This is a genomic window from Paraburkholderia xenovorans LB400 (assembly GCF_000013645.1).
Lineage (GTDB): Bacteria > Pseudomonadota > Gammaproteobacteria > Burkholderiales > Burkholderiaceae > Paraburkholderia > Paraburkholderia xenovorans.
Genome location: NC_007952.1, coordinates 722,740 through 739,513, shown reverse-complemented (window position 1 = coordinate 739,513; position 16,774 = coordinate 722,740). Strand labels below are relative to the sequence as shown.

Genomic DNA, 16,774 nt, shown 5'->3' with positions numbered 1-16,774 from the left:
GCGAAATAAATCCATAAAGACTTTGGCGGAATCTTAAAAACGCTTAATCGCCACGCAACTTATGCGCATTCGCTCAAAGCGTCAGTTCATGGAAGCGCCGCACGCCGTCGCGAATCCATTGCAGCAAGCCGCCGGTGTTCTCGTCCAGACTCGCCGGCGAGGCCAGCAGCATCTCCTCCGTGGCATGGTGTTCCGAGAGCAGCCGGCACATCTCCTTGACCACCTCCGGGCGCCGCGTGAGAACCGGCGTCAGCGCGCTCTTGTCGAGCCGGAAAACCGTGGCGCGCGTCAGCGCCCGCACCACCACCGCCGTCCTGACGCCGGCGAGAATCCCCGACTGGCCGATCGAGTCGCCCGGCGCGAGTCTGCGCAGTTCGATCTCGCCGCCGTCCTTCGTCACGATCACTTTGGCCACGCCCTGCGCCAGAATGTGCAGCTCGTGGCCGCTTTCGTCCGTCGCGGCGTAGACCGTGTCGCCAGCGTCGAACTCGTGCTGCGTGAGCTTCCCGGCAAGTTCGGCAAGTTCGTCGCGCGCCAGCGTCTGGAAGATCAGCACGTTGCGCAGGAGCCGCAGCTTTTCGTCCGCGGTGCCGCCCGTCACGGGCTCGGGCACCGACAGCGGCCGCAACACCACGCCACGCGAAAGCAGATGGCGGTGCGCGAGATCGAACAGGTCGTTGCGCACGGCGATCTTCTTGCCCAGCTCGCTGACATAGCAGACGATCTCGTACTCGATCGCGTCGTTGGTGGCGCGCCGCACGCTCACGACGGGCTTCGGATCGTCGAGCACATCGCGCGAACTTTGGGCCGCGCTGGCAAGCGCCGCCAGCACCAGCGCCGGCCGGACCGACGGCTTGACAGGCAGCACCACGCTGATGCCATGCGTATGCGACGGTTCGTTGGCATTGACGATATGGGCGCGCGCCGCCACGCTGTTCGGAATCACGACGATGTTGCCCTGGCCGTTGAGCAGGCTCGTTGCGCGCCAGTTGCTCTCCACCACTTTTCCTTCCACGTCGCCGATCGTCACCCAGTCGCCGAGTCGAAACGGCTCGGTCGCGTTCAGCACGACGCCGGAAAACACGTCGTTGAGCGTGCTCTGGATCGCGAGGCCGAGCACGACCGCAAGCGCGCCCGACGTCGCGAGCAGGCCGCGCACCGGCAACTGCAGCACGAACGCGATCGCGCCGACCGTGGCGGCGAGAAAAACCAGCGCGCCGAACACGTCCTGAAAGAGCCGCTCCTTGTGCCATGCCTCGGGCAGCACCACGCGGTCGAGCAGAATCGTGACGAGCCGCGCCCCTTGCAGCCACCACACGATTTCCAGCACCTGCGCGAGCAGATGGCGCAGCGGCTCGGCCGGCCAGGGCGCCGCGCGCAACGGGTTCATGCCGTAACTGAACAGCACGTAGCTCGACAGGGCGAACATCAGCGCGCGAAAGACGAGCCGGGTCTGGTCGCTCTTGCGGCTCATGAAGCGCCAGGCGAGAAAATCGAGGACCAGAATGGCCAGCCCAAACAGCACGCCGTCAGTCAGGGTCGGCATAAAGGTCCTCGCTCGCCTGGTGGCTCGAACCCGGCGCGATCAGAACGCGAAGCAGCTACATCCCAACGCGCCCCAGAAGCCGTTCGAATCGCTGACCGGCACGTTCTTGCGCCATGCCCAGCCGTGCGCGTGGGCATGCACGCCGCACAGGTTCACGCAGCCGTCCACGCATGCCACCGCCGTCGGCTTGTAGCGGCTGTAGCCGCCGAACTCCGCCACCGGCGACCACGACGGGCTGACCGGCAGATCGGGCGGCGCGAGCGGCGCGAATTCGTCGTCCGCATAGACGACCTTGCCGCCCACCACCGTCATGTTCGAGGTCAGGTATTTGATGCGGCTTTCGTCGATGCTGAAGAAGTCTTCGCTCAGCACCGCGAAGTCGGCGAACTGGCCCGGCACCAGCGCGCCCTTCTTTTCCTCTTCGTTCGAGAACCATGCGCTGCCCACCGTGTAGCGGCGCAACGCTTCCATACGGTCGAGTCTGTTTTCGCTGCCGTACATGGCGGTGCCGCCCACTGTCTTGCCCGACACCATCCAGTACAGCGACACGAACGGGTTGAAGCTCGCGACGCGCGTGGCGTCCGTACCCGCGCCGACCGGCAGCCCGGCGTCGAGCATGTGGCGGACCGGCGGCGTACGCTTGACAGCCTCTTCGCCGTATTGATGAATGAAGTACTCGCCCTGATACGCCATCCGGTGCTGGATCGCAATGCCGCCGCCGAGCGCCTTCACCCGCTCGATGTTCTGCTGCGTGATGGTCTCGCAGTGATCGAAGAACCAGCGCAGGCCGTTGAACGGAATCTCGGCGTTCACGCGTTCGAACACGTTCAGGAAGCGCTCGATCGATTCGTTGTAAGTGGCGTGCAGCCGGAACGGCCAGCGGTTCGCCACCAGCAGCCTGACGACCGCCTCCAGTTCGGTCTCCAGCGACTCGGGCAGGTCCGGGCGCGGCTCGAGAAAGTCTTCGAAGTCCGCGGCGGAGAACACCAGCATCTCCCCCGCGCCGTTCACGCGCAGGAAATCGTCGCCTTCGCCCGGTCTGGTCATCTTCACCCATTTGGCGAAGTCTTCGATTTCCTTCTTCGCGTTCTGCGTGAACAGGTTGTAGGCGATCCGGACGGTCAGTTCGCTGTGCTTCGCCATCTCCACGATGACCGCGTAGTCGTCGGGATAAGCCTGGTAGCCGCCGCCCGCGTCGATCGCGCTCGTCACGCCGAGGCGGTTCAGCTCGCGCATGAAATGGCGGGTGGAATTGCGCTGGTCTTCCGGCGCGAGCTTCGGGCCTTTTGCGAGCGTCGCGTACAGCAGGCCGGCGTTGGGCCGCGCGATCAGCATGCCGGTCGGGTTGCCGCGCTTGTCGCGCTGGATCTCGCCGCCCGGCGGGTTCGGGGTGTCTTTGGTATAGCCGACCGCGCGCAGCGCCGCCGCATTCAGCAGCGCGCTGTCGTACAGATGCAGGATGAACACCGGCGTGTCCGGCGCGATCGCATTGATTTCTTCGAGCGTCGGGCCGCGCCGCTCGGCGAACTGGAATTCGTTCCAGCCGCCCACTACCCGCACCCACTGCGGCGCCGGCGTGCGCGCGACCTGTTTGCGCAGCATGTCGAGCGCGTCGGCGAGCGACGGCACGCCGTCCCAGCGCAACTCCATATTGAAGTTCAGGCCACCGCGAATGATGTGCAGATGCGAATCGTTGAGACCGGGAATCACCGTGCGCCCTTTGAGGTCGACATGGCGCGTGTTGTCGTTTGCGTGACGCATCACCGTCTCGCGCGAACCCGCGGCAAGCACGCGGCCGTTCGCGACGGCAAGCGAATCGGCGAATGAGCGCCTGTCGTCCTGGGTGGCGATCTTGCCGTTGAAGAACACGACCTCGGCCGGCGTCAATCCGGAAGTACTGGAATTCATGGCGAACCTCATAGGGAGCGCTCCGCGTTTCGACACGCGGAGCTATTCCGGGGAAGCTGGGAAGCGGGGAAAACCGGGAAGCGTCCACTCGCGACGGGCGCCTTCCCGCACGGCCTGAAGCTCAGCCCGCCTCGCTCGCGTGCTCGCCGAGAATCGCCTTGGCGTATCGCACGCCGATGCCGTACGAGCTGTGCGCTTTCAGGATGTCCATGCAGCCTTCGTAGGTTTCGCTGCGCGCCCAATCGCGTTGCAGTTCGAACATGAACTGCAGCGACGTCATCGGCACCGCGCCTGCCTGGATGATGCGTTGCACCGCGCGCTCGTGCGCTTCCTGGCTGACGTCGCCGCATGCGTCCGTCGGCACGTAGATTTCGTAGCCTTCGGCGATCATCTGGATCGTCGGGAACGACACGCACACTTCCGTCCACAGGCCGGAGATGACGATTTTCTTGCGGCCGGTTGCTTCGATCGCCTTGCGGAAATTGACGTCTTCCCACGAGTTCATCGACGTGCGGTCCACCGGCACGTATTCCGGAAACACCGATTGCACTTCCGGCACCATGTCGCCGCTGAACGACTTCGCGGCGACCGTGGTGAGAATGGTCGGGACCTTGAACAGCTTCGCGGCTTTGGCGATTGCCTGCACGTTATGCAGGATGTTGGTCCGTTCATGCGACATCGTGCCGAAGAACATTTGCGGCTGATAGTCGATGAGCGCCACGGCACAGGTGTCGGGGGTCAGCAGTTCTCTGGACATTTCGGGCTCCGTATTAAATTGAATGGGCAGTCTGAAAAGACGTGCCGCGCTCGCCGGTGTGGCGAGGAAAACTGGAGCCCATTCTAGCGACGGGTTTTTGAAGAGTCCTTGGCCAAAGACCTTAATAGTTCTTAAAAAAGATGTACCGCAAAGCGCGCCTTGCGGCGCACGCCGCCGTTCAACCTTCGAGCGCCCCGCGAAGCCGCGTTTCCAGAAACTGAACCAGCGCGCGCACCTTGCTGGACTGGCGGCGATTAGGCAGATACGCGGCGTAGACGACGGCGTCGCCCGCCTGGGGACTCGCGTCGAAATGTTCGAACAGACGCAGCAGGCGTCCCGCGCGAATGTCGGCCTCGACCTGCCATTCGGGTAGCAGCGCGATGCCGCGGCCCGCCATCACGGCCTCCAGCAGGATGTCGAGATTGTTCGACAGCAGATGGCCGCGCACGTCGACGCGTTGCCCGGCACCCTCGCGCTGGAAGGTCCAGGTCTGGTGCGTGCGGTAGCCGCCGCCGTAGGCGAAGCGCAGGCATTCGTGGTCGGCGAGGTCTTGCGGCGTTTGCGGCGTGCCGCTGCGTTCGAGGTAGTCGTGGCTCGCCACCACGTAGCGCGGATTGTCCGCCAGTTTTTTGACGATCAGGCTGGCGTCGCGATCCGCCAGGCCGATCCGGATCGCAACGTCGATGCGGTCGAGCGCGAGATCGGCGAAGTGATCGGCGACCACAACGTCGAGAAACACCCGTGGATTCTCGCAAAGAAAGGCGGCAAGATGCGGCGCGAGGCACAAGCGGCTATAGGTGGACGGAACCGAAATCCGCAGCGCGCCGACCGGCGAGGCGCCGCTGTCGAACACGCTCTCGTCTGCCTCGGCAAGATCGTCGAGCACCTTGGCGACCTGTTCGACGTAAGCAATGCCTGCATCCGTCAGGCTGACCTTCCTCGGCGTGCGGGTCAGCAGCGCGGTGCCGAGCGAGGCTTCCAGCGAGTCCATCAGGCGCGTGACCGACGAGGTCGCCACCCCGAGACGTTGCGCCGCCTTCGAGAAGCCGCCGGCGTCCGCCACTTCCAGCAGCGTTTTGATGGCGAGGAATTTGTCCATATGCGGCCCCATCGGCAATTTGGTTGCGATCAGCGCAACGCCAGCTTGCATTTTAGACCTATTCAACATTGCTAACGCAACGTATAAGCTGCGTCCATTACCTAGTGAGGGATGCAACATGCAAGCCATTCAGGTCGAGGTCAATTACGACTTCATTTGCCCGTGGTGCTGGATCGGCCAACGGAATCTCGCGGCGGCGCTGGCGGAAACCGGCGCGCACGCGGCTGTTTCGATCCGCTATGTGCCGTTCGAATTGAATCCGGCCATGCCTGCCGAAGGCATGGACCGGCGCGCCTATCGCAGCCGGAAATTCGGCAGTTGGGCGCGCTCGCAGATCATGGACGCGCAGGTCACCGCCGCCGGACTGGCGGCCGGCGTGCACTTCAATTACGACAAGGTGCTGCGCACGCCGAGCACGCGTCTTGCACATCGTCTGATGCAGTTCGCGCAGCAGCGCAACGACCCGCAGGCGACGGCCGCGTTGTATCAGGCGATCTACGCCGCTTACTTCTCCGAAGGCCGCGACATCGGCTCGCTCGACACGCTGGTCGCGATTACCGCGGAACATGCGTTCGACGCGGACGCAGTGCGCGCGTCTCTGCAAGGCTCCGCCGGCAACGAGGCAATCGAGGCGGCACGCGCGCGGGCCGGCAGCCTGGGCATTCAGGCCGTGCCGACTATTCGCATAGACGGCGATGTGATCAGCGGCGCGCAGCCGCCCGCGGTCTTCATCAACGCGCTGCGTGCGGCAGCGCAAAGGAAAGCAGCGTGAGATCGCTCGAAAAACCGCGTGCCGTGGTGATCGGCGGATCGCTTGGCGGCTTGCTGACGGCCAATACGCTGCGGGCGGCCGGCTGGGACGTCGATGTGTTCGAGGCCTCGCCCAATCAGCTCGAAAGCCGCGGCGGCGGCGTCGTGCTTCAGCCGGACGTGCTGGATGCGCTCGCCTTCGCCGGCGTCGAACTGCCGGACCCGCCGGGCGTGGCCTCGGGCGATCGCCTCTACCTGGACCGCGAGGACCGCGTGGTCGAACAGCTCTACATGCCGCAGATGCAGACTTCGTGGAGCCTGCTGTACCGCGCCATGAAAAACGCACTGCCCGCGTCCAACCTGCATGCCGGCGAGACCTTCGTCGACTTTCGCATGGAAGGCGAGCAGATCGTCGCGCAGTTCGCGAGCGGCCGCGGCGAGCAGGCGGATCTGCTGGTGGGCGCCGACGGCATCCGCTCGACGCTCAGGCAGCGCCTGCTGCCCGAAGTCGTGCCACAGTATGCGGGCTATGTGGCATGGCGCGGCCTCGTCGAAGAAGCCGATCTGCCGCTGCACGCGGCGGACATGCTGCGCGAGCGCTTCGCCTTTCAGCAAGGCGACAGACATTCGGGCCTCGCCTATCTGATTCCGGGCGAGAACGATTCGACCGTGGCCGGCCAGCGACGCTTCAACTGGGTGTGGTATCGCAAGTACAGTGCGGCAAGACTCGATGAGTTGCTGGTCGATCGCCACGGCATACGGCGCGCGTTTTCGCTGCCGCCCGGCTCGACCAAGGGTATCGACATCGTACAGTTGCGCAAGGACGCGCAGGCGTGGCTAGGTCCGACGTTCCGCGCCCTGGTCGATGCCACCGACGATCCCTTCATGCAGCCGATCGTCGATCTGCGCTCGCCGAAGATGGTGTTCGGCCGCGCGGTGCTGCTCGGCGACGCCGCTTCGGTGCCGCGTCCCCACACGGCGGGCAGCACGGCGAAAGCGGCCGCCAATGCGCATGCGCTGGCGCTCGCGTTGTCCTCGACATGGCAAAGCGGCGCCACGATCGATTCAGCCCTCAAGCGCTGGGAGAACCAGCAGTTGCAACGCGGCAGGCTGATGACCGATCTGGGCATTTCGCTCGGTGATCGTGTAATGAATCTGGCGCGCTAGGTCTTCGTTTTCCGTTTGTTTTCTTCAAGGAGTTGTTATGTCAACCGAGGTATCCACGACGACGGCCGGGAGCAACCCCGTCAAGCTGACACGCGGACTGATCGCGCTGTTCGCGTTCTGCTGCGGCGCGATCGTCGCGAACCTGTACTACGCGCAGCCGATCACCGAACTGATCGCACCGGCCATCCACATGTCCGGCGGCACCGCCAGCCTGATCGTCTCGCTGACGCAGATCGGCTATGCCTTCGGCCTGTTCTTTCTGGTGCCGCTCGGCGACCTGCTGGAAAACCGCAAGCTGATGATCACCACCGCGCTGGTGTCGATCGCCAGTCTCGCCGCCGCGTCGTTCGCGCGGCAACCGGGGGTGTTCCTCGGCATTTCGCTGCTGGTCGGCTTCAGCTCGGTTGCCGTGCAGATCCTGATTCCGCTCGCCGCGCATCTCGCGCCGGACGAATCGCGCGGCAAGGTGGTCGGCACCATCATGGGCGGCCTGCTGCTCGGCATTCTGCTGTCGCGGCCGATCTCCAGCGTGGTGGCCGGGCACTTCGGCTGGCGCGCGGTGTTCGGCTCCGCCGCCGTGCTGATGGCGATCGTGACCAGCGTGCTCGCGCTGACGATTCCGCGCCGCCAGCCCGATCACCAGGCCACTTACTTCGCACTGATCGGCTCGCTCGGCCACCTGGTCCGCACAATGCCGGTGCTGCGCCACCGGTCGTTTTACCAGGCGCTGATGTTCGCTTCGTTCAGCCTGTTCTGGACCGCGATCCCCGTCGAGCTGACCCGCCAGTTCGGGCTCTCGCAAACCGGCATCGGTATCTTCGCGCTGGTCGGCGCGATCGGCGCGACCTCGGCGCCGGTAGCCGGCCGCCTCGCCGATGCGGGCCATACGGTACGCGCGACCTTGATCGCTTTGGTGGTGGGCGCGTTCGCCTATACGCCGGCGCTGATCCATCCTGCCTGGGGCGTGATCGGACTCGCCGCGACCGGCATCGTGCTCGATTTCGCCGTGCAGATGAACATGGTGCTCGGTCAACGTGAGATCTATGCGTTGCATGCGCCGAGCCGCAACCGTCTGAATGCGCTGTATATGACGAGCATCTTCGTGGGCGGCGCGTTCGGTTCGGCGCTCGCCAGCCCGCTTTACGAACACGGCGGCTGGCCGCTGGTCGCCGCGGTCGCCACGGCCTTTCCGCTCGTCGCGCTGGCTCATTACCTCGTGATCGGCCGTCCGTACGCTGCCCGCCACGCGTGATACACGGGCGTCACTGCATGACTGGGCGGTTCGTCCGTCCGGTTTAACAACGTTTCAGCGCGGCTTCAGGATATTTCGCGGGACCGGCGATACGCTGACTGGCACCGTCATTCATCTGAACACTTGAACACCTGAACGACGCTCGCCTGCTCGCAAAGGAATCACTATCCTCTCCCTTTCTCGCCTGCCCGGCGGCTATGACTTCTCGGGACCGCGTTTGCCCGACCGCGTTGCGATGGCGTCCGCGCATCGCTCGCAGCCACGAAGCCGGCCGGCCAGTACGGCTGCGACGCGGCCGGTTGTATCGACTGTCCGATCCACGGCAGAGCCCGCCAAGGCGCGCAAGCAGGCACCGCAAGCGCATCACGCAAGCGATGCCGCAAACATCCGCCGCGATCCGTGCGGCCGGTTCGGTTCAGGACTTCTGTGAGAGGTGTGTGAACGACCGCGCTCGTCGTGAGCTTCAGCATGGTGCCGGGCGTCGGCGCGATGGCCCAGGAAGTCATCGCGGACGAAGGCGCCGCCGTGCATGTCGGCAAGGAAACGCAAGCGCTCGCCGGCGGCCTGAAGACCAGCCCGTACCTCGATTCGTGAATCAGAATCGATCGGGCGGGCAAGGTGACCGTCTACACCGGCAAGGTGGAACTGGGCACCGGCGTGCGCACCGCGCTTTTGCAGATCGCCACGGAAGAACTGGACATGGCGCCCTCGCTCATCACGTTTCTGACCGCCGACACAGGCGCGTCCCCCGACGAAGGACTCACTGCGCGCAGCCACACGATCGCCGACAGCGGCAGCGCGCTGCTGAACGCGTCGGCTCAGGTGCGGGGGCTGCTGCTCGATGCCGCCGCCCGGCACTTCGGTGTTGCCGGCAGCGTGATGAGCGCGCGCAATGCGGTGATCAAGAAGGCACCGGACGACCGCGGCATGACCTACGGCGAGGCGGTCGGTCTGGTCGACCTGCATCGCGTGGCCTTGCCCGTCTCGCTGCTGAAGAACTCCGCCACGTTCGACGTGATCGGCACGTAACAGACCTGGGACCACTACATGCCCGCGATGGTGACCGAGGTCAGTGCTTCGCTCGTCTTGCCGGCAAAGGCCTGCGCAAGCTGATCGACGTTTAGCGGCGTGCCAAGGCTGTCGTGCGCATGATGCTGCGCGCGCGGAGGACTCGCGCCAATGCACCGGCCTTGTCCTCCGCGACAGCCCGCGCGTCAACCGACATTAGCCGACGGCCACCTCGATGCGTCGCGGCCGCGCCTCTTCGCGCCGTGGAATCGACAGCTTCAGCACGCCATCCTGGAGCTTCGCCTCGATCTTCGACGTATCGAACTCCGGTCCGAGCGTAAACGACCGCGCAAAATGCGGCACACGAACCTCCGCGTGTTGCAGACGCAGCCCTTCCCGTGTCGGGATGTTGGCAGATGCCTCGATACGCAGATTGCCGTCCTGCACCCTGATCTCGAGATTCTCTCTGGGCACGCCGGGCAGATCGGCCCACAGCGTCACGCCGTGCGCGTTTTCGATCACGTCGACTGCCGGACTGAGCGTCACGCGCTGTTCCGTTCGTTCAGGCTCCGCGCGACTGACGGTGTTCGAGTCACGGCGAGCGAGTTGCGTAGTGTCGTTCATGATGGGCTCCTTTTCGTCTGTCCTGTTACTGCACGGTGATCGCGCGGGGTCGGGAAGACTCGCGCTTGCCGACCGTGATGCAGAGGCAACCGTTCACATAGCGGGCCTCGACCTTGTCGGGATCGGCGTGCTGCGGCAACTCGATGACGCGGCGAAATGCACCGCTGAAGCGTTCCCGCGCGTAATGGCGTGCCGCCTCGTCCGACGCATCGGGCGTCACGGCAGCGCGTTCGCCGGCGATGGTGAGGAGGCCCTTGTCGATCGACACCTCCAGTTGCTTCGGATCGATGCCCGGAGCGAACGCGACTATGTCGATAGTGTCGTCGGTCGTGCCGATGTTGATTTGCGGAAACGCCGACAGGCGGTCCGAACGGATGCTGGAAGGATAGCCGCCGAACAGCGTTGCCATCTGCTGGTGCAGACGATCGAACTGGCTGAACAGGTCGGTCGTGAAGTAGAGATCACTCATGGTCGTTTCCCCGGTAAATGCGGCGAGGATGCGAACTGGCCTACGCGCTCCAGTCCGCCTGCCCCACCGCGGCAAACAAATCGAAACACGCAGCGCACGATACGGGACCGTGCGGCTGCCTGAGCGAAATACAAAATAGACGTTGCTGCGCGGATTTCAAGGGCGGCGCCAAAAAATTTTTCGCTCTTGAAAAAGCGTTCTGAAACCCTATCCTCCGCGCAGATATCGCGGACATTTCTGGCAGGAGGATCTATGGAATTCGATTCTGACTGGCTCACGCTCGGCAGGCATCGCGTTCGTCTGCGCTCGCCGAGGGGCTTTCCTACCGAGGGCATGCGCACAGCGGTGGACGTGATGCGCCTCGCCATCGAAAACAATATGAGCGCCCGCGCCCGTCTCGTGGATGTGGCGGTGCGTGAAGAAAAATCGTATGACGTCTCGGTTGGCACGACGTTCGCCGAAGACCGGTTGTGCGTCCCTCAACTCGAGGCGGCGATCGCAGTCGTGCTCGGCCTGTTGCCTGGGCAGATCCGCATCTTTGTGACGGTGGTGACGCAGGAGGAGGTCGATCTGCATTTCGGCGTGTACGAGAGAATGCTCGCGGAAAAAATCGGCGGACTCGCGCCCATTTCGCAGGCGTACTCGGCCAACGCAAGCAACGCGTCGGACGGATGAGCGCTTTGGCGGGGTATCCGCGTTTCTTTCTCGCAACATCAAACGGCGCGCAGATTGTCGGATAGCGCCTGGGAATTCGCGCGCAGGCCTTGTCGTAGGGAGATTTTGACCGCCATATGACAAACATTCCGCAGCGCCGCCGTGACGGCAATTTTTGCCATAGGCGAGTATGGTTTCCGAAGGCAAATTCCTGCCGCGATGAATGAACGTGTGTTGCTCATTTCCCCGGAGGCGCTCGTGAAAAAGATTTCCACTGTATGTGCTATTTCTGGCCTGATGGCTGCCTCGGCAGTTCATGCACAGAGCTCGGTGACGCTGTACGGTTTGATCGATGCCGGCTTGATGTACACCAACAATGTGTCCAAAAGCGGCTCGAGCGGCGCGCTTGTCCAGGCGACCAGCGGCAACATCAACGGTAGCCGCTTCGGTGTGCGAGGAGCAGAAGATCTCGGCGGCGGGCTGAAAGCGATCTTCGTGCTGGAGAACGGTTTCAATGTTCAGAACGGCAAACTGGGCCAGGACGGCCGGATGTTTGGACGCCAGGCTTATGTCGGCCTCAGCACGTCGCAATTCGGCACCGTCACACTCGGCCGGCAATATGATTCGCTGGTTGATTTCGTGGCGCCCCTGTCGGGCACGGCGGGCACGTTCGGCGACACCGGCTTCGCGCACCCGTTCGACAACGACAATCTGAATCATTCGGTGCGGATGAGCAACGCGGTCAAATACACCAGCACCAACTATGCGGGGTTGACGTTCGGCGGCCTGTACGCTTTTTCGAACAGCACCAGTTTCGCGGTCAATCGCGCATACAGTGCCGGCGCGAGTTATGCCTACGGGCCTTTCACCGCAGCCGCCGGTTATCTGCAGATCAACGGTTCGACGAACACGACTTCGGGCAGTGCGGGCGCGGTCGACATCGTGGAATCGACGGCTAACGGCACGGGCGGATTCAATCTCGGCGCGGACGTTCAGCGTACGGTAGGCGCAGGCCTCAGCTACAAAGTCGGGCCTGCCGTAGTCGGCTTTGTTTACACGCATAGCCAGTTTCAAGGAACCACGTCGTTCGGCCAGACCAATGTCGGCAACAGTGGCACGATGCGGTTCGACAACTACGAACTGAATGCCAAATATGCGCTCACGCCGGCGATCAACCTCGGCATTGCCGACACGTATACCGACGGCCATGTCGGCAACGGCAACAACACCACGTACGGCAACGATCCGAAGTGGAATCAGGTCAATCTGCAAGCGGTCTATCTGCTGTCGAAGCGCACCGACGTCTATGTCGAGGGGATGTATCAGCACGCAATCGGCCAACGTTATGTCGCGTTCATCAACACGTCGGGCGGCGCTTCGTCGACTTCCAATCAGGTCGTAGCTACGGTCGGTCTGCGCACGCGTTTCTGATTGCGCCGAATGTGATGCTTATGGGCGGGTGCGCGGCCGCGCCCCGCTGCAAGTGCGGCGCCGGTGAGATCCAGGATCGGTCATTCGCGGATGAGTGAGAGTAAATACAAGATGGCGAGCGGGTTATATTTGGCGGTTTCCTTCCGCACGAAGCCCGATACAGTCCACACAATGCTAAACGCGGCGATCCACTTGAGAAGATCGAAGGCCCATTTTCTGCGCTTCATTGCGTAGACAAACGCGAGCGGATTGGTTGTGAGGCTCGCGATTATTGCGCCCCAACCTGTTGGCTTTAAAGGCAGGCTCCATAACAAAACCGCTTCCACTGATGCCTCATACAGAAAGGCCAGAAGAAACGCGATAAGTGAAAAGCGGCGGGTCATAGTGTTCTATCGGCGCTCGTCCAGCGTCTTTCTTATAGCTGCACATTTTGGAATTGGGGGCGTTTTCATATCGTCAGGGCATACGAACCAATTATAAAACTCAAGTTCCTGAACCGCGATTTTCTTTCGACGCTCTGAAATCTGGAAGTCAGTATCCGGTGCGTAGCCTTCTCCCCAATCATTAAATGAAATAGCCTAATACCGAGCAATCCGATTTAATTTTTTCCTTCCATATTTAATAATTTCTATCTAATGCAGCACGCTTATCTCCTTTGGCGAACTCCCTGACCTTCAGATATAGCTTTTTCGAGTCGGAAAGTATCTTGTCAGCATCAATTTGTGAGCACTTGAGAAAATCATCACACGTTTTTTCATGTTTCTCACATGCCACATCCGCAAATACAGCCGTTGCAAACACAAAACCAATTGCCGAAATGATTGCTTTAATGACTCGAATCATAACTCCCGTCCTTGAACATATTTCCCTCCGCACGGCGTCGTCTTAAAATTCCACGCGGTTGTATGTGGCCTTGACGCGTTATTCCCTCAAACCCTAAATCGCCGTCAATAAGGGCGGGGTTTTGTTATGCAGCCAGAAATAACGGACAGGGCATTATCGAAAAGACTGTTTCCCTTACTATTCTTCATTAGCCGTTGTCAATTCGTTAAGCCTGTTTCGGGTGACCCGGGCCATACAATCCCAAAATTCCACAAACCGAAGGGATGCCTGACCGACTTCGTATGTCCTGGCGTAGCATTGATTGTCTCTGTACCGCTTCCAGTTTGCCTGGGCTTTTTTCAAGTAAGGGGTTGCTTCCGGCTCCCCGATGGCACGGCGGTCCTTGTCGCCAATTACGATTTCCTTTTCAATTTCTCTGAATTTCCTATCGAGCTCTTGGGCCACCCCTTCAAATCTGAATTGAGCACATACCGATAAATCTATCGTCGCGCTGGCGACTTTTTCGCAATATATTTTTATTTCTGCTTGTGTTTTCCCGGAAAAATAGATATTTGCAGGTTTTGCCTTCTTGTAGTCGAACGCCGAACCATAGATTGATTCCGATGAATATACCGCAGTACAAGTAAAGAAAAGCAGGAAGAATAGATTAATGGCTCGCATCATAATTCCGGACTCGAAAAGTCGCGCCTCCAGGCGGCGGCGGTTTGGCACACGGGTCGCGACAAATGCCCGGATCACGTCGCGCATTCTATTGAACTCCCCTCTGTTTAAAAAACTTGCCAGATAATGCGAGCGGATTTCTGGAAACCACGGATCGACTTTCCGTTTGGCTGGACGGCCCTGTCCCACTACCATGACTTTAGCCACTACAAGCTCAAATCATCTGTCGAAGCCTGCGCGTGCGTATATGGGATAAATCGGAAAAGGAATGTGACCAATGCGCGCTGCATGGCAATGCGGAGTTAATAGACCGCAGCTCGACCCGAGTACCCCGCATGCACCAGCGAAAAAAAAGCGCGATGCTCCGCGCTTTCCTCCTGACTGCAACGTCCCCGCACTCGGTTAGTGCGACATGGACGCGTGCGCCGCGGCGTCGCCGCGTGATGCGACGTCGCGCGGCAGAATCTTGCGTAATGCCGTGGCGGCACTCTTTGCACCAGCGTCTCCTGATTGTCTCTTCTGGAAACCCGTCACCACCAACAAGGGTGAGCGGGCACGTGGCGAGTTTGAGAGACCGGGAGTAAAACCATAACCGGCGAGCCTTGCGGCTCCCTCACCACGACCCACCCATTGGAAGACATGCATGGCTGAGCACTACCCACTTTCGCAGGCAGTGCGGTTTCACTCAGCGGGCTCTCACACCCGCGCCGTTTTGTCTAACGGCAGACACAATCTAACCCATCATTTTTTTGGGAGGATCAGTCAGACAGGCTAAGGGAGAAATTATAGCTGCGCCTCGCGGACGATTGAAAAAATGTGTGATTAACCTCTGAAAGCACATCTATACATTCCCGCGCATTCCTATGCATTCACCTTCTCGTCAGGATCGCCGCCGAGTTCACGAAGCTCGATCACGCCCGCATCCTGAGTTTCATACTCAATCACAGCCCACGTTATTCCGGCGCGGCAACCACCCGAGTCAATGGACGGAACGCGCTACGCTCAAGCTCATCGAGTTGTCCGAGCAAGCCCAGCTCCCAAGAAAGATATTCGCGGGACGCCGCCTTGTTGCCCGCGTGCCGGTCGTGAGTGAAGAACAGATAGTCGATACGCGCGGACGGCGGCAATACGTCCGCAACCGCATCCGTTTCCACACGCCAGCCACCCGCCGGCCAAGCGGCGAAGCCACCATCGAGCACGCTAAACGTGTGCCCTTCACCACCGGCGAGATCACTCACGGCCCAAGCGGCGATACGCGGATCGTCCACTACGAACGTCACGGCCTGCTCGCATTGCGCGAGCGTGGCCGCAAGACGCGGGCGAATCGACCAGACGCTACCGGGAATATGCGCGGCCAGCCACGCCGCGCTCGTACGCAGATCGACGACGGATTGACTGCCTGCCGCAAGGCGCTGCGCGAGAGTATCCCCATCGACCAAGGGAAGCGCCGCGGGTTCGGGGATCCGCGTGTCGGCCAGCGCGAGTCCGCTGTGCAGCCCGCCTTCCAGCACCCACGCTTCGTGTCCCAACTGACGCAGCCAGCTGGCGGTGACTGGCGCTCGGATACCGTCGTCGTCGAACAGCACGATGCGTGCGTTGCGCACACCGATGTATTGATCGGTCGCCTGCTGTAGCTGGCCACCCGGCGCATGCTGCGCGCCGGGCAAAGTGTTCGCCGCGAACTCTTCCGGTGTCCGGACATCGCACAGATACAGCGTGCGATCGTCCGCCTTCGTCCAGTCGCGAACGGTATCCGCATGAACCCATTCCACGCCCGCGCGCTCCGCCAACGCACGCGCGGCAGCGACGCGCGCCGGTTGCGGCCGCAGGTCGGCCGGATAGCCGCGCTGCTGGCCTCGTTCGAGCGGCAGATCCGCAAGGAACCAGCCCTGCGTTCCGTTTTCGAGCGCGTACACCGGGTTGCGAATGCCGAGATCAAGAAGCGTCTGCGCGCCAATGATGCTGCGCGTCCGCCCTGCACAGTTGATGACGATCGGCGTCTGCGCATCCGGCACGAACGCGTCGATGCGGTAGGCAAGTTCGCCGTTCGGGCAACACGACGCGCCGGGAATGTTCATCGTGCGGTACTCGCCCAGCGGGCGCCCATCGAGCACCACAGGCGGCGTATCCGACTGCTGCCACTGCAACAGCGTCTGCGCCGATATATGCGGCGTGTGCGCGACCTGCTCGACCAGTTCGCCGAACGCCTTGGAGGGCACGTTCACACCCTTGAACAGGACGAAGCCCGCATCTTGCCACGCACGCGTGCCGCCTTCGAGCACGTGAACCGAGGCATAACCCAGCGTCTCCAGCCGTGCAGCAGCCCGCGCCGCGGGGCCGTCGTCGCCGTCACCGCTGTCGTACACGACCACCCGCACGCGCCGGTTCGGCGCGAGACGTCCGACGTCGCGCTCCAGCACGCTATACGGCAGCGGCACCGCGTAGAACGGGTGACCCTCGCCGTATTGCCCGTGCTCGCGCACGTCGAACAGTGCGATTTCGCTGCCGTCGTGCAGCCAGCGCTTCAGCGTGGCCGCGTCGATTCCCTTTGGCATTTTCCTGACATCCATATGCGGATGGGCGGGAGCCGCCCGTTCACGTTGTGT

At 62.1% G+C, this 16,774-nt stretch carries 15 protein-coding genes and 1 pseudogene; 6 read left to right on the top strand and 10 right to left on the bottom strand.

Annotated elements, in window-relative coordinates; translation table 11 throughout:
* Positions 1-73 precede the first annotated feature (73 nt).
* The 4 genes from BXE_RS25250 to BXE_RS25235 form a co-directional block, all read right to left on the bottom strand.
* Positions 74-1,546: a mechanosensitive ion channel family protein gene (locus BXE_RS25250; protein WP_011490963.1), complete on the bottom strand. Its 1,473-nt coding sequence runs from the start codon at positions 1,544-1,546 to the stop codon at positions 74-76.
* 39 nt (positions 1,547-1,585) lie between these two features.
* Entirely contained in the window at positions 1,586-3,454 is a 1,869-nt protein-coding gene (locus BXE_RS25245) for an amidohydrolase (protein WP_040124020.1), read from the bottom strand.
* A gap of 121 nt (positions 3,455-3,575) precedes the next feature.
* A complete protein-coding gene (locus tag BXE_RS25240) occupies positions 3,576-4,211 on the bottom strand; it encodes a hydrolase (RefSeq protein ID WP_007176381.1) in 636 nt (211 codons plus the stop codon).
* Positions 4,212-4,389: 178 nt separating this feature from the next.
* Complete coding sequence (locus BXE_RS25235; protein WP_081435611.1) at positions 4,390-5,310, bottom strand: LysR family transcriptional regulator; 921 nt, start codon at positions 5,308-5,310, stop codon at positions 4,390-4,392.
* Between the two features lie 118 nt (positions 5,311-5,428).
* Between BXE_RS25235 and BXE_RS25230 the strand changes: the two genes are divergently transcribed.
* The 4 genes and pseudogenes from BXE_RS25230 to BXE_RS25215 all read left to right on the top strand — a co-directional run.
* Positions 5,429-6,082 (top strand): DsbA family oxidoreductase, encoded by a 654-nt coding sequence (locus tag BXE_RS25230; RefSeq protein ID WP_011490960.1) that lies wholly within the window; start codon positions 5,429-5,431, stop codon positions 6,080-6,082.
* Positions 6,079-7,227, top strand: a complete 1,149-nt coding sequence (locus BXE_RS25225; RefSeq protein ID WP_011490959.1) for an FAD binding domain-containing protein — start codon at positions 6,079-6,081, stop codon at positions 7,225-7,227. Before BXE_RS25230 ends, BXE_RS25225 begins: the two co-directional genes overlap by 4 nt.
* Positions 7,228-7,264: 37 nt before the next feature.
* Positions 7,265-8,479 carry an MFS transporter gene (locus BXE_RS25220; protein ID WP_011490958.1) on the top strand — a complete coding sequence of 405 codons (1,215 nt, stop codon included), beginning with the start codon at positions 7,265-7,267 and terminating at the stop codon, positions 8,477-8,479.
* 447 nt (positions 8,480-8,926) lie between these two features.
* Positions 8,927-9,505, top strand: a pseudogene (locus tag BXE_RS25215) (molybdopterin cofactor-binding domain-containing protein); the annotation flags it as partial.
* 198 nt (positions 9,506-9,703) lie between these two features.
* On the opposite strand, the gene BXE_RS25210 reads toward BXE_RS25215, so the two are convergent.
* Entirely contained in the window at positions 9,704-10,111 is a 408-nt protein-coding gene (locus BXE_RS25210; RefSeq protein WP_011490956.1) for an Hsp20/alpha crystallin family protein, read from the bottom strand.
* Between the two features lie 25 nt (positions 10,112-10,136).
* A complete protein-coding gene (locus BXE_RS25205) occupies positions 10,137-10,580 on the bottom strand; it encodes an Hsp20/alpha crystallin family protein (RefSeq protein ID WP_007176371.1) in 444 nt (147 codons plus the stop codon).
* 252 nt (positions 10,581-10,832) lie between these two features.
* Here BXE_RS25205 and BXE_RS25200 point away from each other — a divergent pair, with 252 nt between their 5' ends.
* Positions 10,833-11,255, top strand: a complete 423-nt coding sequence (locus BXE_RS25200; RefSeq protein ID WP_011490955.1) for a hypothetical protein — start codon at positions 10,833-10,835, stop codon at positions 11,253-11,255.
* A gap of 237 nt (positions 11,256-11,492) precedes the next feature.
* A complete protein-coding gene (locus BXE_RS25195) occupies positions 11,493-12,665 on the top strand; it encodes a porin (protein ID WP_011490954.1) in 1,173 nt (390 codons plus the stop codon).
* Positions 12,666-12,745: 80 nt separating this feature from the next.
* Here BXE_RS25195 and BXE_RS25190 read toward each other — a convergent pair whose 3' ends face one another.
* The 4 genes from BXE_RS25190 to BXE_RS25180 form a co-directional block, all read right to left on the bottom strand.
* On the bottom strand, positions 12,746-13,048 hold the full coding sequence (locus BXE_RS25190; RefSeq protein ID WP_011490953.1) for a hypothetical protein: 303 nt from the start codon (positions 13,046-13,048) through the stop codon (positions 12,746-12,748).
* 235 nt (positions 13,049-13,283) lie between these two features.
* Positions 13,284-13,508, bottom strand: a complete 225-nt coding sequence (locus BXE_RS45995) for a hypothetical protein (RefSeq protein ID WP_148222998.1) — start codon at positions 13,506-13,508, stop codon at positions 13,284-13,286.
* A gap of 177 nt (positions 13,509-13,685) precedes the next feature.
* Positions 13,686-14,375 carry a lysozyme inhibitor LprI family protein gene (locus BXE_RS25185; protein ID WP_011490951.1) on the bottom strand — a complete coding sequence of 230 codons (690 nt, stop codon included), beginning with the start codon at positions 14,373-14,375 and terminating at the stop codon, positions 13,686-13,688.
* A 746-nt stretch (positions 14,376-15,121) separates the two neighbouring features.
* Positions 15,122-16,723, bottom strand: coding sequence for a rhodanese-like domain-containing protein (locus BXE_RS25180; protein WP_040124025.1), 1,602 nt, complete (start codon positions 16,721-16,723; stop codon positions 15,122-15,124).
* Positions 16,724-16,774 lie beyond the last annotated feature (51 nt).